At 65.8% G+C, this 18,801-nt stretch carries 20 protein-coding genes; 9 read left to right on the top strand and 11 right to left on the bottom strand.

Annotation, left to right across the window (positions count from 1 at the left end; translation table 11 throughout):
* Positions 1 to 27 precede the first annotated feature (27 nt).
* Complete coding sequence (locus tag ACWCOP_RS06550) at positions 28 to 1,512, top strand: replicative DNA helicase (protein WP_478250424.1); 1,485 nt, start codon at positions 28 to 30, stop codon at positions 1,510 to 1,512.
* On the opposite strand, the gene ACWCOP_RS06545 is transcribed toward ACWCOP_RS06550, so the two are convergent.
* The 3 genes from ACWCOP_RS06545 to ACWCOP_RS06535 are packed head-to-tail and all read right to left on the bottom strand — an operon-like array spanning position 1,484 to position 2,737.
* Positions 1,484 to 1,798 carry a hypothetical protein gene (locus tag ACWCOP_RS06545; protein ID WP_478250423.1) on the bottom strand — a complete coding sequence of 105 codons (315 nt, stop codon included), beginning with the start codon at positions 1,796 to 1,798 and terminating at the stop codon, positions 1,484 to 1,486. The two genes, ACWCOP_RS06550 and ACWCOP_RS06545, sit on opposite strands and share 29 nt — an antisense overlap.
* A complete protein-coding gene (locus ACWCOP_RS06540) occupies positions 1,798 to 2,187 on the bottom strand; it encodes a DUF6768 family protein (protein WP_478250422.1) in 390 nt (129 codons plus the stop codon). Before ACWCOP_RS06540 ends, ACWCOP_RS06545 begins: the two co-directional genes overlap by 1 nt.
* Entirely contained in the window at positions 2,177 to 2,737 is a 561-nt protein-coding gene (locus tag ACWCOP_RS06535; RefSeq protein ID WP_478250421.1) for an RNA polymerase sigma factor, read from the bottom strand. The genes ACWCOP_RS06540 and ACWCOP_RS06535 overlap by 11 nt, the downstream gene beginning before the upstream one ends.
* Before the next feature lie 151 nt (positions 2,738 to 2,888).
* On the opposite strand from ACWCOP_RS06535, the gene alr reads away from it, so the two are divergent.
* The 7 genes from alr to ACWCOP_RS06500 all read left to right on the top strand — a co-directional run bounded on the left by alr (position 2,889) and on the right by ACWCOP_RS06500 (position 9,861).
* Positions 2,889 to 3,986 carry an alanine racemase gene (alr, locus tag ACWCOP_RS06530; RefSeq protein ID WP_478250420.1) on the top strand — a complete coding sequence of 366 codons (1,098 nt, stop codon included), beginning with the start codon at positions 2,889 to 2,891 and terminating at the stop codon, positions 3,984 to 3,986.
* A complete protein-coding gene (locus tag ACWCOP_RS06525) occupies positions 3,983 to 4,750 on the top strand; it encodes an MlaE family ABC transporter permease (RefSeq protein WP_478250419.1) in 768 nt (255 codons plus the stop codon). The genes alr and ACWCOP_RS06525 overlap by 4 nt, the downstream gene beginning before the upstream one ends.
* A 4-nt stretch (positions 4,751 to 4,754) precedes the next feature.
* Positions 4,755 to 5,513: an ABC transporter ATP-binding protein gene (locus ACWCOP_RS06520; RefSeq protein WP_478250418.1), complete on the top strand. Its 759-nt coding sequence runs from the start codon at positions 4,755 to 4,757 to the stop codon at positions 5,511 to 5,513.
* Positions 5,514 to 5,700: 187 nt separating this feature from the next.
* Positions 5,701 to 7,068: a DNA repair protein RadA gene (radA, locus tag ACWCOP_RS06515; RefSeq protein ID WP_478250417.1), complete on the top strand. Its 1,368-nt coding sequence runs from the start codon at positions 5,701 to 5,703 to the stop codon at positions 7,066 to 7,068.
* Positions 7,069 to 7,097: 29 nt separating this feature from the next.
* Entirely contained in the window at positions 7,098 to 7,685 is a 588-nt protein-coding gene (locus tag ACWCOP_RS06510) for a CvpA family protein (RefSeq protein WP_478250416.1), read from the top strand.
* Complete coding sequence (purF, locus tag ACWCOP_RS06505) at positions 7,682 to 9,148, top strand: amidophosphoribosyltransferase (RefSeq protein WP_478250415.1); 1,467 nt, start codon at positions 7,682 to 7,684, stop codon at positions 9,146 to 9,148. Before ACWCOP_RS06510 ends, purF begins: the two co-directional genes overlap by 4 nt.
* Positions 9,145 to 9,861, top strand: coding sequence for an SDR family NAD(P)-dependent oxidoreductase (locus ACWCOP_RS06500; protein ID WP_478250414.1), 717 nt, complete (start codon positions 9,145 to 9,147; stop codon positions 9,859 to 9,861). The genes purF and ACWCOP_RS06500 overlap by 4 nt, the downstream gene beginning before the upstream one ends.
* A gap of 420 nt (positions 9,862 to 10,281) precedes the next feature.
* Here the strand turns inward: ACWCOP_RS06500 and ACWCOP_RS06495 are convergent, their stop codons facing one another.
* The 8 genes from ACWCOP_RS06495 to ACWCOP_RS06460 all read right to left on the bottom strand — a co-directional run bounded on the left by ACWCOP_RS06495 (position 10,282) and on the right by ACWCOP_RS06460 (position 17,672).
* The gene (locus ACWCOP_RS06495) at positions 10,282 to 12,252 is read right to left on the bottom strand and encodes an acetyl/propionyl/methylcrotonyl-CoA carboxylase subunit alpha (protein WP_478250413.1); all 1,971 of its coding nucleotides are present in this window, start codon (positions 12,250 to 12,252) and stop codon (positions 10,282 to 10,284) included.
* A 117-nt stretch (positions 12,253 to 12,369) separates the two neighbouring features.
* Positions 12,370 to 13,224 (bottom strand): DUF817 domain-containing protein, encoded by an 855-nt coding sequence (locus tag ACWCOP_RS06490; RefSeq protein WP_478250412.1) that lies wholly within the window; start codon positions 13,222 to 13,224, stop codon positions 12,370 to 12,372.
* Positions 13,225 to 13,226: 2 nt separating this feature from the next.
* A complete protein-coding gene (locus ACWCOP_RS06485) occupies positions 13,227 to 14,024 on the bottom strand; it encodes an enoyl-CoA hydratase-related protein (protein WP_478250411.1) in 798 nt (265 codons plus the stop codon).
* 120 nt (positions 14,025 to 14,144) lie between these two features.
* Positions 14,145 to 14,522 carry a hypothetical protein gene (locus ACWCOP_RS06480; RefSeq protein WP_478250410.1) on the bottom strand — a complete coding sequence of 126 codons (378 nt, stop codon included), beginning with the start codon at positions 14,520 to 14,522 and terminating at the stop codon, positions 14,145 to 14,147.
* A gap of 143 nt (positions 14,523 to 14,665) precedes the next feature.
* Complete coding sequence (locus ACWCOP_RS06475; RefSeq protein WP_478250409.1) at positions 14,666 to 14,983, bottom strand: hypothetical protein; 318 nt, start codon at positions 14,981 to 14,983, stop codon at positions 14,666 to 14,668.
* A gap of 125 nt (positions 14,984 to 15,108) precedes the next feature.
* Positions 15,109 to 16,716, bottom strand: a complete 1,608-nt coding sequence (locus tag ACWCOP_RS06470; protein ID WP_478250408.1) for a carboxyl transferase domain-containing protein — start codon at positions 16,714 to 16,716, stop codon at positions 15,109 to 15,111.
* A 391-nt stretch (positions 16,717 to 17,107) separates the two neighbouring features.
* Positions 17,108 to 17,281 (bottom strand): hypothetical protein, encoded by a 174-nt coding sequence (locus tag ACWCOP_RS06465; RefSeq protein ID WP_478250407.1) that lies wholly within the window; start codon positions 17,279 to 17,281, stop codon positions 17,108 to 17,110.
* A 61-nt stretch (positions 17,282 to 17,342) separates the two neighbouring features.
* Positions 17,343 to 17,672 (bottom strand): hypothetical protein, encoded by a 330-nt coding sequence (locus ACWCOP_RS06460; RefSeq protein WP_478250406.1) that lies wholly within the window; start codon positions 17,670 to 17,672, stop codon positions 17,343 to 17,345.
* A 190-nt stretch (positions 17,673 to 17,862) separates the two neighbouring features.
* Between ACWCOP_RS06460 and ACWCOP_RS06455 the strand changes: the two genes are divergently transcribed.
* Positions 17,863 to 18,702 carry an enoyl-CoA hydratase-related protein gene (locus ACWCOP_RS06455; RefSeq protein WP_478250405.1) on the top strand — a complete coding sequence of 280 codons (840 nt, stop codon included), beginning with the start codon at positions 17,863 to 17,865 and terminating at the stop codon, positions 18,700 to 18,702.
* The last annotated feature ends 99 nt before the right edge of the window (positions 18,703 to 18,801 follow it).

Below are 18,801 nucleotides of genomic sequence, written 5' to 3'. Positions count from 1 at the left end.
GCGTGAAGGCTTCGCTATTGGAGCACTATGACCGCTGATCCTCTCCACGAGCCGGGACACATCCCGGCGTCCGAGCCCTTCGCCCCGCCCCACAATATCGAGGCCGAGCAGGCGCTGCTGGGCGCCTTGTTGTTCGACAACGAGGTGTATCAGCGCGTCGGCGACTGGCTGAAACCCGACCATTTCTACGATCCGCTGCATGCGCGGATCTATGAAACGGCGAGCCAGCTGATCATCGGCGGATCGCTGGCCGACGCGGTGGTGCTGAAGAGTAAGTTCGAGCGCGATCCCGGCATGGCCGAGATCGGCGGGCCGGTTTACCTCGCCGATCTGATGCGCGAGGCGCCCGAGCCCGCGTCAGCGCCCGAATATGGCCGGCTGATCTATGATCTCGCCCTGCGCCGCGAGTTGATCCGCTTTGGCGAAGAGGTCAGCCACAACGCCATCGGGTCTGTGGATTCGGTCCCCGCCACCAGCGTGCTGGAGGAAGCCGAGCGCTCGCTTTTCGCCCTTGCCGAAACCGGCGGCACGCAGAAGACGCTGCGGCCCTTCCATGAGGCGCTGGAGGAATCCATCGCCATGGCCTCGGCCGCCTATCAGCGCGGCGGCGGACTGTCGGGAATTTCCTCAGGGCTTAAAAGCCTGGACGCCAAGCTGGGCGGCATGCACCGCTCCGACCTGATCATCCTGGCCGGCCGCCCGTCCATGGGTAAGACATCGCTCGCCACAAACATCGCGTTCTCGGTGGCCCAGGCCTACAAGGCCGAGGAAAGCTCGGACGGACACCGCAAGACCACCGACGGCGGAATCGTCGCATTCTTCTCGCTGGAGATGAGCCAGGAGCAGCTCGCCACGCGTCTGATCGCCGATTATTCGGGGATTTCCAGCTACCATATCCGCCAGGGCAAGATCGACGCGGCCCAGTTTGAGGACATTCGCGACGCGGTGTCCGAGATCAACACGATCCCGCTTTACATCGACGACACCGGCGGTCTCTCCATCGGCGCCATGACGGCGCGCGCGCGGCGCCTAAAGCGCCAGCGCGGGCTCGACATGGTGGTGGTGGACTATCTTCAACTCCTCACCGGCTCGGGCAAGACCGACAGCAGGGTGCAGGAAATCTCCGAGATCACCCAGGCGCTGAAATCCCTGGCCAAGGAGCTCAACGTTCCCGTCATCGCCCTGTCCCAGCTGTCGCGTCAGGTGGAGAACCGGGACGACAAGAAGCCCCAGCTCTCCGATTTGCGCGAATCCGGCTCCATCGAGCAGGACGCCGACGTGGTCATGTTCGTGTATCGCGAAAGCTATTATCTGGAGCGCCTGGAGCCGAAAGAAGGCACCGAAGAGCATCTCAAATGGGAAGACGAGATGCGCGAGATCAGAAACCAGGCCGACGTGATCATCGGCAAGCAGCGCCACGGCCCCATCGGCTCGGTGAAGGTGGCGTTCGATCCAGAACGCACCAAATTCTCCGATCTGGAGCTCAACTACCAGCCGCGCGAGTTCGACTAGCCCGCGCCAGCGCGAACCCCGCCATGGCCAACGCAAACAGCGTCAGCAGCCTTGCAGTGAAGAACACGCCCGCCGGCAGATCCTGAACCGCCCGCCAGAGGGGCCCGGGCAGCACTGCGTCCAGCACCGCGGCGATTCCGGCGAGCAGGTCTGGCCCGCTTCCCAGATAGGCGCCCAGCGAGACGGTGAAGCCCGCCCCGCTCAATGCGAGATGACCCAGCGCCGCCGCGTCGGCAAGCGCGCCCACAAGGCACAGCCAGGCGAATGCGGCGGCGATGGGGGCCATCAGGCGTCCTCCCGGCCAAGCTCGCTGCGCAGCCGCTCGACCCTGAGCTCCAGCCGGCGCAGCTCCAGCATCAGCCGGTTTTCCGCCATGAAGGGGGTCAGCGACGTCTTCACCACCAGCGCCATCACCAGCAGCACCGCCGCAGGAAGCCCGGTCTTCAGTGCGAGCAGAGGATCGTTCGCCTGGAAGAACAACCAGGCCATCCACACCCCGCCTGCAAACAAGCCGATCTGCACGGCCATCGTCATAAGGCTCATCCAGCCGCGCGGCCCCTTGAACAAGGACAGGCCGACTTCAAAAAAGCCCGGCTCGCGGCCGAACACGCTCTCCGGCGCGGTGCGCTCTTCTTCCAGCGCCCGGTCGATCATGCGGTCGAGATCATTGGTCATCTGCTCCTCCTGTGAGCATCGCGCGCAGCTTGCGCCGCGCGTGCATGAGGCGGGTCTTGATCGTCCCCGCCGGGACATCGAGCGCGGCGGCGGTCTCCGCCACGCTCAAACCTTCAAAGTGATAGAGCGCGATCGCGGCGCGCTGATCGCCCGGCAGCGACGCGATGGCGGCGCGCACCTTGGCGAGATCGGCGTCGCGCTCGGGATCGTCATGCGGCGCCGACTCCGGCTCGGCGGCGGCCGCCGCACTCAGATCACGATCACGCCGCGCCCGCCCGATCGCCTGGGCGCAGCAGCGCGTGACGATCTGGAAGGCGAAGGCGGGAAACGCCGCCTCGTCGCGCAGGCGCGGCAGGCTGCGCGCAATCCTCAGCCAGGCCTCCTGCACCGCGTCCTGGGCCATCTGGGCGTCTGAGGTGAGCCGCCAGGCATGGCCCATGAGGCGCGGCTGAAACCGCGCCACCAGGTCACGCTCGGCCCGCGTGTCTCCGGCGCGCGCAGCGGCGACCAGATAGGCGTCCAGAGCTCGGTTCAGATCACGCTTGGCCACCGGCCTCTCCCATGGTTCACAAGTAAGGTGCGCCGCACGCGGGATTCGGTTCAATGGACGAGAGAATTTTCGCGATGCAGCATCGAGGGGGCGACGCGGGCGCCATGATGGGCCATATCTGGGACATCCCTTCCGCAGCCTGTCAGCGTCCATGACCTCTAACGATCAAAGCTTTCCCGACGACCGGGTCTCGCCGCGCCTGGTGATCAATCTCGACGCCGTGGCGCGCAATTATCAAAGCCTTGCCGGGCGGGCGCCGAACTCAGAGACCGCGGCCGTGGTGAAAGCGCAGGCCTATGGTCTCGGCGCGGCGCAAGTGGCCCGGCGCCTCCTGCGCGAAGGATGCCGCAGCTTCTTTGTCGCGACCCCCGAAGAAGGCGCGGAACTGCGCCGGGCGTTCGGCGGCGGCGAGGCTGAAATCTGGGTGTTAAACGGCTATCGTCTCGATACGCGCGGCCTGTTCGCTGAAGCCCGCCTGGGCGCGATCCTCAACAGCGATAGAGATCTGGAGGCTGCGCTGCAGGAGCCTTACGGACCCGTGGCCCTGCACGTGGACACAGGCATGAACCGGCTGGGTCTTTCGCCGGAACAGGCCGCAGCACTGACCCCGGATCAGCTGGAAAGCCTCGATCTGCGCCTTGTCATGAGCCATCTCGCCTGCTCCGACGATGCAGGCGCCATCATGAACGCGGCGCAGCTCAAGCAATTCGAGGCCGTCGCCGGGCATTTCCCCGGCGTGCGGCGCTCGCTGTGCAGCACCGGCGGCGTGCTGCTGGGCTCGGATTATCATTTCGACCTGGTGCGGCCGGGCATCGGGCTTTACGGCGCCACGGCCAACCCCGGCGAAGATCACGGGCTTGAGCCGGTCGTGCGCCTCGAAGCTCCGGTCCTGCAACTGCGCCGCCTTGAGCGCGGCGAGAGCACCGGCTATGGCGCGACCTATGTGGCCGACCGGCCACGGCTCACAGCGACGGTGGCCGCCGGCTACGCCGACGGGTTGCCGCGCGCGCTCTCCGGGTCAGGATACGCCCGCTTCAACGGCGCAAAGGCGCCTATCCTCGGCCGTGTCTCCATGGATCTCACAGTGCTCGACGTCACCGATTGCGAAGACGAAGTCCGCGCCGGCGCTCCGGCGTCGTTCCTGGGCGCCGATCTGGGCGCCGTGGCGCAGATCGCGGACACCCTGCCCTATGAGATCCTGACCGGGCTCGGCCGCCGGGCGGCGCGGATCTATGAGGGCGCGGCGTGAACCCGGTGCGCGCCCTTGGGGCCGGCCTGCTGGCGCTTCTGCAAAGCGCCGGCGCGGTGACGCGTTTTGCGCTGGAGACGGTGTTCGCCGCCGTGCGCCCGCCGTTTTTCGGCGGCCAGCTTGTGCAGCAGCTGTTCCGGCTGGGCTTTCTGTCTCTACCCGTGGTGGGCCTCACCGCCCTCTTCACCGGCGCGGCGCTGGCGCTGAACATCTATACCGGCGGCTCGCGTTTTAACGCCGAAAGCTTTGTGCCCAACATCGTTTCACTGGGGATCGTGCGCGAGCTTGGCCCCGTGATCGCCGCGCTCATGGTCTCTGGGCGGGTGAGCTCCGGCATCGCGGCGGAGATCGGCGCCATGCGCGCCACCGAGCAGATCGACGCGCTTCATACGCTGGCCACAGATCCCATGCGTTACCTCATCGCGCCGCGCGTGATCGCGGGCGTGATCGTCATGCCGCTACTGGTGGTCGTCGCCAATCTAATCGGCATTCTGGGCGGGTTCGCGGTGTCGGTGCAGACGCTGGATTTCGATCCCGGCGTCTACACTAAGAACACCCTGGACATCCTGGAGCCCTGGGACGTGTTGTCTGGCCTCGTAAAGGCGGCCGTGTTCGGATTTTTGCTCACCCTCATGGGCTGCTATCACGGGTATAACGCCGAGGGGGGCGCCCAGGGCGTCGGCCAGGCCGCCACCAACGCCGTCGTCTCCGCCGCCGTGCTGATCTTCGCGGCGAACTTCCTGCTCACCTCGCTGTTTGTGTGATTCGATGACCGCTCCCGACAAAGCCAAGGTGAAAATCGCCTGGAAAGACGTGACGGTCCGGTTCGGGTCAAAACCTGTGCTCGACGCCTTCAACCTCGAGGCCCATGAGGGGCGCTCGCTGGTGATCATCGGCGGGTCGGGCGTGGGCAAGTCGGTGACCATCAAGACCGCGCTGGGGCTCATCAAGCCCAATTCCGGCAAGGTGGAGATCGACGGCCGTGCGGTGAAGCATAATCGCGAGGATGATCCGGGCGTGGCTCAAGTGGGCATGCTGTTCCAGTCCGGCGCCCTGTTCGACTCCCTGCCCGTGTGGAAAAACGTCGCCTTCCGGCTGCTCCACGCCGAGCATATGAACGCCGACGAGGCGCGCGAGCGGGCGCTGGAGGCCCTCGATCAGGTGGATCTGGACCGCGAGAACGCCGACAAGCGCCCCAACTCTCTGTCCGGCGGCATGCTGAAACGCGCAGCCCTGGCCCGCGCCATTGTCGGGCGGCCAAAAATCCTGTTCTTCGACGAGCCCACCACGGGCCTCGATCCCGTCACCGCCGACGTGATCAACAAGCTTATCCTGCGCCAGGTGAAGCATCTGGGCGCCACGGCGGTGTCGATCACCCACGATATGGCGTCGATGCGGACCATCGCCGACGAAGTGGCCATGATCAAAGCCGGCAAGATCCTCTGGCGCGGCCCGCTGGACGGGGTGGAGTCATGCGAAAACCTGGAAGTCTGCCGCTTCGTGCAAGGGCGCAGCGAGGACGACTAACCCGGCATCCGCCCTGAATTCCCCGGCCAGCCCACCAGGGCGCTTATCCTGGACATGGCCTTGCGCGACCCGCGCCCGCTGAAGAAAAACGCCGGATCTCGGCCGGGAATTCAGGTGGGCTGCGGGAAAGCCGAATCACTCCCATTGCGCTATTCTTGCGCGCAACCGCCGCCGCCACGGACAGTCCATGCCCCGTTCCGACACCGTCTATGTCTGCCAGTCCTGCGGGTCGGTGCACGCCAAGTGGGCCGGGCGGTGTGATGGGTGCGGATCGTGGAACACGCTGCAGGAAGAAAGCGACCACCGCGCGCCCATGGGCACAGCGGCCAAGGCGGTCTCGAAGGCCCGGCGCTCCAAGCTGGAGCTGTTTGACCTGGGCAGCGAGACCGACGATCCGCCGCGGTTTGAAACCGGTCTGGCCGAGCTGGACCGGGTCGCCGGCGGCGGATTCGTGCCGGGCTCGGCGGTGCTGGTGGGCGGCGATCCGGGGATCGGAAAATCCACGCTTCTGCTGCAGGCCGTCGCGCGTCTGGCGCTGAACGGCGCAAAGGCGGTTTACGTCTCCGGCGAGGAGGCCGCCGATCAGGTGCGGCGGCGCGCACGGCGCTTGGGGCTCGCCGACGCGCCGGTGTCTCTGGCGGCGGAGACCTCGCTGGAGGTGATCCTGGACGGGCTCAAGAAAGAGACGCCGGACATCGCCGTGATCGATTCGGTGCAGACGCTGTGGTCGGATCAGCTGGCCGCCGCGCCCGGCACGGTGGCCCAGGTGCGCGCCTGCGCCCAGGAGCTCGTTCGCTTTGCAAAGAAGCGCAACACGGTGATCGTCCTTGTGGGCCACGTCACCAAGGACGGCCAGATCGCCGGACCGCGCGTGGTGGAGCACATGGTGGACGCGGTGCTCTATTTCGAAGGCGACCGTAACCACCAGTTCCGGATCCTGAGAGCGGTGAAGAACCGCTTCGGCCCCACCGACGAGATCGGCGTGTTTGAAATGGCCGAGGCCGGGCTGCAGGAGGTCGCCAACCCGTCCGCCCTGTTCCTCACCGGGCGCGGCGAAGACGGATCGGGCGCCGCGGTGTTCGCCGGCATGGAGGGCACGCGCCCCGTGCTCACCGAAATTCAGGCGCTGGTGGCGCCGGCCGCCTTCGGCACGCCCCGGCGCGCGGTGGTGGGCTGGGATTCAGGGCGCCTGGCCATGGTTCTGGCGGTGCTGGAGGCCCGATGCGGGCTTGGCTTTGGGGGCCGCGACGTTTATCTCAACGTCGCAGGCGGGCTGAAAATCTCTGAGCCTGCGGCGGATCTGGCGGTGGCTGCAGCCTTGATTTCCTCCTATCTCGATTCCCCCCTGCCCCATAACGGGGTCGTCTTCGGCGAAATCGCCCTGTCGGGTGATGTGCGCCCGGTGGGCCGGTCGGAATCGCGACTCAAAGAAGCCGCCAAGCTGGGATTCAAGCAGGCCCTCGCCCCGTGCGGCGTTGATGCGGCGGGCATGATGGTCAACGGCGTTGATTCGGTTCAGGCGCTGGTGCGCCGGCTCGGCCAGGACGCGGCCTAGTCCGCACGAGGTTTTCAGGGAGGTTGACCATGGACGCCGGATTTTCAGCCTTCGATCTTTTCGCCGTTGCGGTTCTGTTCCTCTCCGGGCTGATGGCCCTGATGCGCGGCTTCGTGCGCGAGGCGCTTACGGTGACGGCCTTCGTGGCCGCCGCGCTCGCTGCGCTTTGGGCGCGCCCGGTCTTCGCCGGCGTGCTGGAGGGCCCGGTGGGCGGCTCGCTCACCGCCAACGCCATCGCCATGGCCACGGTCTTCATTCTGGTCTATCTGGCGGTCAGCTTCGTCACCAGTTCGCTGCAAAAAAACGTGAAGCGCGGCGAAGACGTGCCAACCCTTGACCGCGCTCTGGGCTTCGTATTCGGCGTGGCGCGCGGGCTGGTCCTTCTGGGCCTTCTGGTGGTGGTTTTCGTCAACGCCAGCGGGGGAACCGCCCCGGCCTGGATGCGCAATTCGCAGGTCTATCCGCTCGCGCGGGCCACCGCCGGCCTGCTTCAACATCTCGCCCCCGCAGGCAGTCCGATCGATCCGGACACTGCACAAAACGGGGCGCAAGACATTGACGAAGACCCGATCGGTCGCCTTATCCAGCAGCGAACAGCCGAGGATGACGAGGGATGAGCTTGCCAACCCTGACATACGACGCCGAGACCGATCGAGCCCGCGAGGAATGCGGCGTCTTCGGCGTTCGCGGCGCGGATGAGGCCGCAGTGCTCTGCGCCTTCGGACTTCACGCCCTGCAGCACCGGGGACAGGAAGCGTGCGGGATCACCAGCTATAACGAGGGCCGCTTCCATTCAGAGCGGCATCTGGGACTGGTGGGCGACCACTTCACAGATCCCAAGCGTCTGGCGGGTCTGGCGGGCGCGGTGGCCATCGGACATGTGCGCTATTCCACCTCCGGCGGCGCCGCCCTGCGCAATGTCCAGCCGCTCTACGCCGATGTGCGCGGCGGCGGCGTGGCGCTGGCCCATAACGGCAATCTGACTAACGCCCGGGCCCTGCGCGAGGAGCTCACCAACCAGGGCGCCATCTTCCAGTCCACCTCCGACACCGAGGTGATCCTTCAACTGGCGGCGAAATCGCGCAAGACCAAATCGGTGGACCGGCTGATCGCGGCGCTGCGCCAGGTGGAAGGCGCGTTCGCGCTGGTCGCCATGACGAACGACAAGCTTCTGGGCGCGCGCGACCCGCTGGGAATCCGGCCGCTGGTCATGGGCAAGCTGGACGGCGCGGTGATTTTCGCCAGCGAAACCTGCGCGCTGGACATGATTGGCGCCACCTTCCTGCGCGAGGTCGAGCCCGGCGAGATGGTGATCGCCACCGACGACGGCATTGAGAGCCGCCGCTATGCGCCCGCCGTACCGGCCCGGCCTTGCGCGTTTGAATACATCTATTTCGCCCGCCCCGACTCGGTGATCGACGGCATCTCCGTCTATGAGGCGCGAAAGCGCATGGGTCGGCGCCTGGCGGAAGAGGCGCCCGCAGACATCGACGTGGTGGTGCCCGTGCCCGACAGCGGCATGGCGGCCGCGCTCGGATTTGCTGAAGCCATCGGCAAGCCGTTTGATCTGGGGATCATCCGCGCCCACTTCGCCGGACGCACCTTCATTCAGCCCACACAGGCCAAGCGTGATCTCGGCGTCCGGCGCAAGCACTCGGCCAACGCCTCGGTCCTGAAGGGCAAGCGCGTGCTTCTGGTGGACGACTCCATCGTGCGCGGCACCACCTCGAAGAAGATCGTCGGGATGGTGCGCGAGGCCGGCGCCACCGAAGTGCATCTGCGCTCGGCCTGCCCGCCCATCACGCACCCGGACTTTTACGGCATCGACATGCCGATGCGCGAAGAGCTCATGGCCGCCAGCCATGATCCCGAGCGCATGCGGGCCATGCTGGAGGCGGACTCGCTCGGCTTCCTCTCGGTGGACGGGCTGTACTGGGCCGTGCGCGGTGAAACGCGCAATGACGCCCGCCCGCAACTGGCCGATCACTATTTCACCGGGGACTACCCCACACGGCTTGCGGATCGCGATCGCTCGCAGTCCGACAAGGACACCCAACTCTCATTCCTGGTTGACGCATGACGAACTCTCGCCCGCTTGAGGGCCGCGTGGCGCTGGTGACCGGCGCATCGCGCGGTATCGGCTATTCAGCCGCCCTGAAACTCGCCGAAGCCGGCGCCCACGTGATCGCTACGGCGCGCACTCAAGGCGGGCTGGAGGACCTGGACGACGCCATCGAGAAGGCGGGCGGATCTACGACCCTCGTCCCAATGGACCTTCAGGCGCCGGACTCCATCGAGAAGCTGGCCGAGGCGGTGGCGAAGCGCTGGGGCAAGCTGGACTGCCTGGTGGTGAACGCCGGCGTGCTGGGCGTCATCACACCGGCCGCACAGATCCCGTCGAAAGTCTGGAACGAGGTTCTGGGGGTCAATCTGATCGCCCCGGCCCGCTTCATCCGCGCCTTTGAAGGCCTTCTTAAAAAATCAGACGCCGGCCGCGCCGTGTTCACCACATCCGGCGTCGGCAGCCGCAGGGCCAAGGGCTATTGGGCCGCCTATGGCGCGTCCAAGGCCGGGCTCGACAATCTGGTTCAAAGCTGGGCGCTCGAGCTTGTGGACTCGTCGGTCCGGGTGAACCTGCTCAATCCCGGCGCCGTGCGCACCCGCATGCGCGCCAAGGCCGCGCCGGGCGAAGACCCCCAGTCCCTGCCCCATCCCGACGACATCGCCCCGCTCTTCGTGACCCTGTGCTCACCCGAAGAGACCCGCCACGGCGAGATCATCGACGCGCAGTAGTGAGCTGACACCGCCAAGGGGTGGGCGGCGGGGTGCTGGCGCCAATGCCACAAAGGCTCACGCGCGTCATCGCACCCCACCAGGCCCGAGGTTTTGCCTCGACCCGTTCGGCGCGTCGACCGATCCCCAGGATCGGTCTTTGGCCCCTCACCCCCATAAAGGGGAGGGACAGAGAGCCCGGCGCTTGTCCTCCCCCTTGATTGGGAGGTGTCCTGTAGCGGAGCGGAAGGACGGTAGGGGTGGCGGCGGCGCCCCAGCGAAACGCCAACCTTCCTCATCCTGAGGAGTCTTTTTGCGTCAGCAAAAAGCCTTTAAAGGACGCAGAGCGCTCGATCCTGCGGGGTCCTTCGAGGCTCGCCTCTGGCTCGCACCTCAGGATGAGGGTGGCGGGAGCGGGCCGAGAACGAGCCGAACCCGCCCTTAATCCGCCAGCACCACCAGCACCGCGCCGTCGCTGACCTGGGCGCCTTCGGTGACGGGCACCGACTCCACCACCCCGTCGGCCGGGGCGGAAAGCGCGTGCTCCATCTTCATGGCTTCGAGGACCACCAGGGTCTGGCCCTTCTTTACGGCGTCGCCAGCCTTCACCGGCAGAGAGAGCACCTTGCCGGGCATGGGCGCCTTGATCTGGCCGCCGGCGTCCAGCGCATCGGCGAGGGCCGCCGGGTTGTAGCGCTCGATGAGGTGGGTTTCGCCACGCGCATTGACGAGCACGGCGCGGCCATGGCGTTCAAAGCGGGCGCTGACCGGATCGCGGTCCAGCTCGGCGAAGAGCTCGCCGGCGCCATAGCTCGGGCGATCGAGCACGAGGGTCTGCTCACCCACCTGCGCCTCAAGCCGGTTCGGGCTGAAAGCCAGGCGCACGGCGCGCCGCTCGCCGCCGGCGTCCAGGCCGATCTCGATCACCGGCGCGCCGTTTACGCGAAAACCGTCGCGCACATCGAAGGGATCGGCGCTCGCCGGCGCCAGGGGGCCGCCTTCGGCCATGGCCAGAGCCGCGGCGGCGTAGGACAGGGCCGGCGCGTCCTTCGGGGCCAGCTCCTCCAGGCGTTCATCGATGAAGCGCGTGTCCACATCGCCGGCGCGGAAATCGGCGTGATCCAGCGCCCGCCGCAGGAAGCCGGCGTTTGTCTTCACCGGCCAAACCATCAGCTCGTCATCGAGAAACTCGACGAGCTGGTCGATCACAGCCTCGCGGGTCTCGGCGGAGGCGATGATCTTCGCGATCATGGGATCATAGTGAAGCGTGACCTCGCCGCCCTCCTCCACCCCGGATTCAATGCGCACACCGAATTCTGGAAGGTTCAGCCGGTCCAGCTTGCCGATGGAGGGCAGAAAGCCGCTCGCCGGATCCTCGGCGTAGAGGCGCAGCTCCATGGCCGAGCCGTGAAGCGTAATCATGTCCTGGGCCGGAAGCTCGCCGCCGGCGGCCACATGGAGCTGGAGCGCCACCAGATCATAGCCGGTGACTTCCTCGGTCACCGGATGCTCCACTTGCAGACGGGTGTTCATCTCCATGAAATAGAAACCGTCTTCGCGCAGCGGCCCGGAGCCGTCGACGATGAACTCGATCGTGCCCGCGCCCACATAGTCCACCGCCTTGGCCGCGCGCACGGCGGCGTCGCACATGGCTTTGCGCACCGTCTCGGTCATGCCGGGCGCGGGCGCTTCCTCGATGACTTTCTGGTGGCGGCGCTGCAGCGAGCAGTCGCGTTCGAAGAAGTGGACGACGTTTCCATGGCTGTCGCCGAAGATCTGCACCTCGATATGGCGCGGGCTGGAGATGAATTTCTCGATCAGCACCCGCTCGTCGCCGAAGCTGGAGGAGGCCTCGCGTTTGCAGCTGTCGAGGGCTTCGAGGAATTTTGCGCTCTCTTCGACCTTGCGCATGCCCTTGCCGCCGCCGCCCGCGACCGCCTTGATCAGGACCGGGTAGCCGATTTTGTCGGCCTCGTCCTTCAGATCGTCCGGGTCCTGGCCCTCGCCGTGATAGCCGGGCGTCACCGGCACGCCGGCGGTCTCCATCAGCTTCTTGGCGCGGTCCTTGAGGCCCATGGCCTCGATGCTCTCAGGGCTCGGCCCCACAAACACGATACCCGCCTCGGCGCAGGCGCGGGCGAAGCCGGCGTTCTCCGACAGAAAGCCGTAGCCCGGATGGATCGCATCGGCGCCAGTGGACCGGGCCGCTTCGATGATGAGATCAGCCTTGAGATAGCTCTCACGCGCCGGCGCCGGGCCCAGACGCACCGCCTCGCCGGCGTCGCGCACATGGGGCGCGTCAGCGTCGGCGTCCGAATACACCGCCACGGTGTCGATCCCCAGGGCGTGCGCGGTGCGCATGACGCGGCGGGCGATTTCGCCGCGATTGGCGATGAGCAGCTTCTTGATCATGGACGTCCTGGAGCCGGTTCGAAGATGGGTCCGCGTTGTGCGCCATGGCGCGCCAAGGTTCAAGCGCCGGGGGCGTCCGCAAGGCGGCGCACCCCGGATGCGCCGGGGGGGCTCCGCCTACTTCGCGTCTTCGCGGCCGCGCACCGCCGCCGCCAGGACGAAGCTGATCAGCATCAGGAGATACCAGCTGCCCAGCTTTGCGATATGCACCGGCCGCCAGGCGAGTTCCTGACCGGGGTAGCTCCAGGCGCGCGCGAACGTGCCGATATTCTCTGCAAACCAGATGAAAAGGGCCACCAGCACCAGACCCAGAAGAAGCGGCATGGGGCGGTGCTTCTCGTCGGGGCGAAACCAGACAACGCACGGCCCGTAGATCAGGGCGCTGGCCAGAAACAGCCCCCATCGCAGATCCAGGGTGAAGTGATGGGTGAAGAAATTCACATAGACCGCGGCCGCCAGGATCGCCTGCAGCCAGAGCGGTGGAAACCGGTCGAACCGGAACGCGAAAATCCGCCACACCCGGACGAGATAGCTGCCCACCGCCGCATACATGAATCCGGAGAAGAGCGGCACACCCATGATCTGCAAAAATGCTGCATCCACTTCGGGATAGACCCAGCTTCCCACATGGACTTTGAAGATCTCCATGAGCGTGCCCACCAGATGAAACACCAGGATCACCCGCGCCTCGGCCAGCGTCTCCAGGCGCAGGGCCAGCATGGCGATCTGGATGAGGAGCGCGCCGATGGTGATGGCGTCATAGCGCGCCAGCGCCGCGTCTTCCGACCAGAGGAGGAAGGTCGCCAGCAGCAGCGCCAGCATCAACCCGCCGAACAGGCACGCCCAGGCCTGCTTGATCCCGAAGGCGACGAATTCGAACAGCGCCCCGGTGACCGGGCCGCGCACGAAAGCATCGTGCAGCCGTGTTCGGAAGGCGTGAAGCGCGCGCTCGGTGCGAGGCGGCAGCGCCATGGCTACTCGGCCCAGCCCGGCTTTCGCTTCTCCAGGAAGGCGGTGAGGCCTTCACGGCCCTCTTCGGAGACCCGGCGATCGGCGATCTGGTGGGCGGTCTTGCGCAGAAGGGAGTCGTTGATCTCGTGATCGGCGACCATGTCCACCAGCTTTTTCGCGTCATGGACGGCGCCCGGCGCGGTGGAGAAGGCGAGCGTGGCCAGGTGCTCCATCATGTCGTCGAGCTCGTCGACGCTGTCGACCACGTACTGGGCGAGGCCGATCTGGTGGGCGAAATTCCCGTCAAACCCCTCGCCCGTGGCGAACAGGGCGCGGGCGTAGCGCGGGCCGATCGCTTTGACGACGAAGGGCGAGATCGTGGCCGGCGTCAGGCCCAGGCGCACTTCGGAGAAGCGGATCTTCGCGTCCTTGACCGCCACGGCCACGTCGCACGCCGCCATCAGGCCGGCGCCGCCGCCCATGGCCGCGCCCTGCACCAGCGCCACGGTGAGCTGGGGCAGGTCGAAAAGCTTGTGCAGCATGCGCGCGAGACCCAGCGCGTCTTCCACATTGTCGTCATGGGTCCAGTCGGCGGCCGCCCTCATCCATTCAAGATCGGCCCCGGCTGAGAAGCTCTTGCCCGCGCCGCGCAGGATCACGATGCGCACCTCGTCGGCGTTGGCGCGCAGRKYYNCGAAGATGTCGGAGAGCCGCGCGATGACATCCGCGTTGAAGGCGTTGTGCTTTTCGGGCCGGTTCAGGGTGATCACCGCGGCGCCGCCGGGCGTCACCTCCAGCAGGACTTCATCTTCAATCGCCATGGCCGACCTCGCTGAGAAACTGCGTAGCCCCCTTCCTACTGCGCGCCGGCCACAAGAAAAAGCCCGCCGCGGCGCAAGGGGCCGGGCGGGCTGTCATTTTTCAAGGTGCGGCGGCGCGGATCAGCGCGGCAGCACGATCGACTTGATCAGGTAGAGCACGGTCAGGCCGATCAGATAGGCGCCGGCGGCGAACGCCAGATACTGCCAGTAGACCATGTCGGTCACAGGCGGCAGGGAGAAGCTGGCGCCGTCGCGCACCATGGGCAGCACCTGATCAACGACCACATGGACGATGACGCTGGCAACGGTGAAGATCAGGATCGCGCCGTAGGACGGCATCAAAAGCGCCATCACAAGGCCGATGACACCTAGCTGAAGACCAAAGAACAGCCAGTTGACGCCCCCGTCTTCAGCGGCCGGACCAAAGGTCTCCACGCCGTTCATGAGCCATGCCCAGACCGGCTCGACATACGGCATGACCGGGTCGAGAAATTCCATGACTTAATCCCCTCGTTCAGCGGCCCTCGGCCACCCACGGTGTCGGAGCGTGCCAAATCGTTAACAAAAAGCAAGGAAAACGATGATTCGGCGGAGATTAAATTGTGCGCCGTCGCGAAAATCCCACGCTTTCCTGAAAGCGTTCAGCGTTTGAGCAGCAATTGGCGCACCAGCATGAACACCGCGATCACGACCAGGTAGCCGGCCAGCAACACCGCGACATAACGCCAGAACGGGTATTCGAGAATGTCCGGCAGAAGCAGCGGCGCGCCCCGCGATACGACAGGCAGAAGACTGTCGACCAGCACGTGAATGATCGTTGCGCCCAGCGTGAACATCGGCAGGCGGCGCCAGCTCGGCAGGATGAGGGCCGCGACGAATGCGATGATCAGCCCCTGCACCCCGTTGACCTGGTCAAATCCGGCCCGAAAAAACGCAAGAACGTCATTGAGAAATTCCATTTCACCCCTCCCGTGCCGGATCCAGTCATCCGCCCCGCATCCAGCATCGCCAGATTGGGCTTTCGGGGCAAGGCCGGGCGCGTGACATCATTTTGACGGCGCTGTGACGCCGCCTACAAGCCGGCCTACATCCGGAATACGCCGAACTTCGTATCCTCGATCGGCGCGTTGAGCGCCGCCGACAAGGCCAGGGCCAGCGTGCGGCGGCTGTCTTCAGGCGCGATGACGCCGTCGTCCCAGATCCGGGCGGTGGAGAAATAGGGCGAGCCTTCGGCTTCGTAGGTCTCGCGGATCGGCGCCTTGAAGGCGGCTTCCTCGTCCGCGCTCCAGGTTTCGCCCCGCGCCTCCATGCCGTCGCGCTTGACGGTCGCGAGCACGCTGGCGGCCTGCTCGCCGCCCATCACAGAGATGCGCGCATTGGGCCACATGAAGAGGAATCGCGGAGAGAAGGCGCGGCCGCACATGCCGTAATTGCCTGCGCCGTAAGACCCGCCGATGACAAGCGTGATCTTGGGAACACGAGCAGTGGAGACGGCGGTGACGAGCTTGGCGCCGTCCTTGGCGATGCCCCCGGCCTCGTATTTGGAGCCCACCATGAAGCCGGTGATGTTCTGCAGGAACAAAAGCGGGATCTTGCGCTGGCAGCACAGCTCGATGAAGTGGGCGCCCTTCAGGGCGCTTTCAGAAAACAGCACGCCGTTATTGGCGATGATCCCCACCGGCATGCCGTGCAGGCGCGCGAATCCGGTGACCAGCGTCTCGCCATAAAGCTTCTTGAACTCGTCAAAATACGAGCCGTCCACTAGGCGCGCGATCACCTCGCGCACATCATAGGGCTGGCGCACGTCCTTGGGGATGACGCCGTTCAGCGTCGCCGGGTCCAGCGCGGGCTCCTCCGGCTCTTCCAGAAAGACCTGTTTCGGCTTCACAGTGTTCAGGCCCGCGACAATGCGGCGGGCGATCTGAAGCGCGTGGTCGTCGTCGGCGGCGTAATGGTCCACCACGCCGGAGGTGCGCGCGTGCACGTCCGCGCCGCCTAGGTCTTCGGCCGAGATCACCTCGCCGGTGGCGGCCTTCACCAGCGGCGGGCCGCCCAGGAAGATCGTGCCCTGATTTCGCACGATGATGCTCTCATCGCTCATGGCCGGCACATAGGCGCCGCCGGCCGTGCAGCTGCCCATGACCACCGCGATCTGGGGGATGCCGGCGGCGGAGAGATTGGCCTGGTTGAAGAAGATGCGGCCGAAATGGTCGCGGTCGGGAAACACCTCGGCCTGGTGAGGCAGGTTCGCGCCGCCTGAATCCACCAGATACACGCACGGCAGATGGTTTTCCCGCGCGATCTCCTGGGCGCGCAGATGCTTCTTCACCGTCATGGGATAATAGGTGCCGCCCTTCACCGTGGCGTCATTGCACACGATGACGCATTCGCGCCCCGAGACCCGGCCGATTCCGGTGATCATGCCGGCGCCGTGAACATCGCCCTCGTAAAGGCCGTTGGCGGCCAGCGCGGACAGCTCAAGAAACGGCGAGCCGGGATCCAGAAGGCGCTGCACCCGGTCGCGGGACAGAAGCTTGCCGCGTTTCAGATGCTTCTCCCGCGCGCGCTCATTTCCGCCCAGAGCCGCTGTGGCCGTCTTGTCTTTAAGCTCCGCGACCAGCGCCTCCATGGCGTCGGCGTTGGCTTTGAACGCATCGGAGTTCGGGTCGAGCTCGGAAGTCAGTCGGGTCATGGCGCGCCTTTAATTTGTTCGAAGACGCGGGATTAGCCCGCCGCGCGCGATTTCTCAACGATGCAGGGCGTTGATTGATGAGCCGAGGGTCAACGACCGCTGCAGATTCGTTTCAGGTCCTGCTCTGGCGTCGCGCTCACCATTTTTCTCGCGTCGCATATGCCGCGATCGCGAGTTAGATGAAGACGGCGACCACGCCAAGCCGGTAGCCCCCCGTTATTGCGTCCAGAAATAGGAACGCGCCGGCTGCCGACATTACCGAACAGTAGATGACCAATACCCGCTCCACGATTATCCCTCCTGCGTTGGCGCAGCGCTTGGAGGCATCCTGGCCGGCATGCTCGCCGTGTGATCGAGTGTTTCATTGGCTGCAGCGTTCCACCGCGAGCGCCTAGTCCACCCGATTGGGTCCAATTTTATCTCTCAAAACATAAAAAGAGAGCCCGATCTGGGCTATGAAGCCTGCAAGCGCCGGCAGGCCGGATCCAAACAAATCCCCGACAAGGACCTGCATTCCGATCGCCGACATCAAAGCGCAAAAGATGGCGAGCACTCTTTCAATCATCGCCGCCTCCATGAAGCGCTGGCGCGATCAGGCAGACCGCACCAGCTGCTCATGTTCAAACCTAACCGCCAAGGGCTGCAGACGCCATTCCACCGGCGAAGCTTCCCCCGATAGCATCAGCGGCATTCGCGCCGCGACTGCTTGCGGCAGCCGGTCCGCGGACGGCTCTGATCCCGGCGACGATGCCGCGGCCCGCAGCCCCGCCGACAAACCCTGAGGCAGCCCCGATCGCAATTTCATCCCAGTCTTCAGCCTGCAATCCATCGCCCATGATTTCCGCCCCAATTGCGAATGCGGCGCCGGCGCCGGCGCCGGCGCCGATAAAGCCGAAACCTCCGGTGACTTCGTCAAGCTCAACGAAGGTCAATTCGCGTCCAATCGTCTGGGTCAACGGTTTTCTCATTTCGATGTGTTCGCTTAGCCGCTCAACCTTGCAGCTTATGATAGGTTTCCGAATCCCCTACCGAAATCAACCATAAATTTATAATGGTATTTGCGCGGGCTGCATTTCTGCTCGCAAACGCGCTTGTCCGCGTGCAGCCGCCCAGGCCATGGTGCAACTTCAAACCTAGGAGCCGCGCATGCCCGCTTACACCAGCTTCACCCTATCCGCCGACGGCCCCGTCGCACGCCTCACCCTCAATCGCCCCGACAAGCGCAACACCATGACGCCGGCCTTCTGGCGTGAACTGCCCGAGGCGGTCATGGCCCTGTCGGATGCGGGCGAGACGCGGGTGCTGATTCTTGACGCGGAAGGTCCGGTGTTTTCCGCCGGCATGGACATTTCGGTGTTCACCAACCCCGATGCGCTGGCGACCGACAGCGCGGCGGCGCGCGAAGCCTTCATGACCGCCGCCACGGCCCTGCAGGACGCGTTCACGGCGTTTGAGCGCGCGCGCTTTCCGGTGATCGCCGCGGTCCAGGGCCCGTGCGTGGGCGGGGCGGTGGACATGATCACCGCCTGCGATCTGCGCTACGGGACGCAGGACGCCTGGATGCGCATTGAAGAGACCAATATCGCCATGTTCGCCGATGTGGGCACGCTGCAGCGCCTGCCGGGCCTGATCCCCGAAGGCGTGGCGCGCGAGCTCGCCTATACCGGCGAAAGCCTGAGCCCGGAGCGCGCAGAAAAGCTCGGGCTTTACAACGCCGTGCTGGCTGATTCTGAGAGTTTGCGCGAGCATGTGGACGCGGTCGCCGAAAAGATCGCCAGCAAGGCTCCGCTGACGATTTCCGGCGTGAAGCGCTCTTTCCTCTACGCCCGAGACCACACCATCGCCGACAGCCTGGAGCATGCCATGACGCTGCAGGCGAGCCTGTGGAGCACCGACGACATCATGGAGGCGATCACGGCGCGCGGCGAAAAGCGCGAGGGGAATTTCGCGCCGCTGAAGCCGGTCAAACGCATGGGCCGCGGGTGACGGAAGGCGGCGCGCCGCGCCCTGTCCGGGGTGCGTCGCCGGTCCAGCAATCTTTAAGCTTTGTGAGGCATGATCACCCTCGAACTTTCCGGGGGCGCG

The organism is Apolloniradiicaulis salifontis, assembly GCF_053756655.1.
This window is presented reverse-complemented; position numbering and strand designations above follow the sequence as displayed.

Bases quoted from the DNA above. Each gene is read 5' to 3' on its own strand.
- ACWCOP_RS06475 (WP_478250409.1), bottom strand. From the start codon at position 14,983: ATGGAATTTCTCAATGACGTTCTTGCGTTTTTTCGGGCCGGATTTGAC.
- ACWCOP_RS06495 (WP_478250413.1), bottom strand. From the start codon at position 12,252: ATGATCAAGAAGCTGCTCATCGCCAATCGCGGCGAAATCGCCCGCCGC.
- ACWCOP_RS06470 (WP_478250408.1), bottom strand. From the start codon at position 16,716: ATGACCCGACTGACTTCCGAGCTCGACCCGAACTCCGATGCGTTCAAA.
- purF (WP_478250415.1), top strand. From the start codon at position 7,682: ATGAGCTTGCCAACCCTGACATACGACGCCGAGACCGATCGAGCCCGC.
- ACWCOP_RS06480 (WP_478250410.1), bottom strand. From the start codon at position 14,522: ATGGAATTTCTCGACCCGGTCATGCCGTATGTCGAGCCGGTCTGGGCA.
- ACWCOP_RS06455 (WP_478250405.1), top strand. From the start codon at position 17,863: ATGCCCGCTTACACCAGCTTCACCCTATCCGCCGACGGCCCCGTCGCA.
- ACWCOP_RS06540 (WP_478250422.1), bottom strand. From the start codon at position 2,187: ATGACCAATGATCTCGACCGCATGATCGACCGGGCGCTGGAAGAAGAG.
- alr (WP_478250420.1), top strand. From the start codon at position 2,889: ATGACCTCTAACGATCAAAGCTTTCCCGACGACCGGGTCTCGCCGCGC.
- ACWCOP_RS06520 (WP_478250418.1), top strand. From the start codon at position 4,755: ATGACCGCTCCCGACAAAGCCAAGGTGAAAATCGCCTGGAAAGACGTG.
- ACWCOP_RS06510 (WP_478250416.1), top strand. From the start codon at position 7,098: ATGGACGCCGGATTTTCAGCCTTCGATCTTTTCGCCGTTGCGGTTCTG.
- radA (WP_478250417.1), top strand. From the start codon at position 5,701: ATGCCCCGTTCCGACACCGTCTATGTCTGCCAGTCCTGCGGGTCGGTG.
- ACWCOP_RS06465 (WP_478250407.1), bottom strand. From the start codon at position 17,281: ATGATTGAAAGAGTGCTCGCCATCTTTTGCGCTTTGATGTCGGCGATC.
- ACWCOP_RS06545 (WP_478250423.1), bottom strand. From the start codon at position 1,798: ATGGCCCCCATCGCCGCCGCATTCGCCTGGCTGTGCCTTGTGGGCGCG.
- ACWCOP_RS06490 (WP_478250412.1), bottom strand. From the start codon at position 13,224: ATGGCGCTGCCGCCTCGCACCGAGCGCGCGCTTCACGCCTTCCGAACA.
- ACWCOP_RS06550 (WP_478250424.1), top strand. From the start codon at position 28: ATGACCGCTGATCCTCTCCACGAGCCGGGACACATCCCGGCGTCCGAG.
- ACWCOP_RS06500 (WP_478250414.1), top strand. From the start codon at position 9,145: ATGACGAACTCTCGCCCGCTTGAGGGCCGCGTGGCGCTGGTGACCGGC.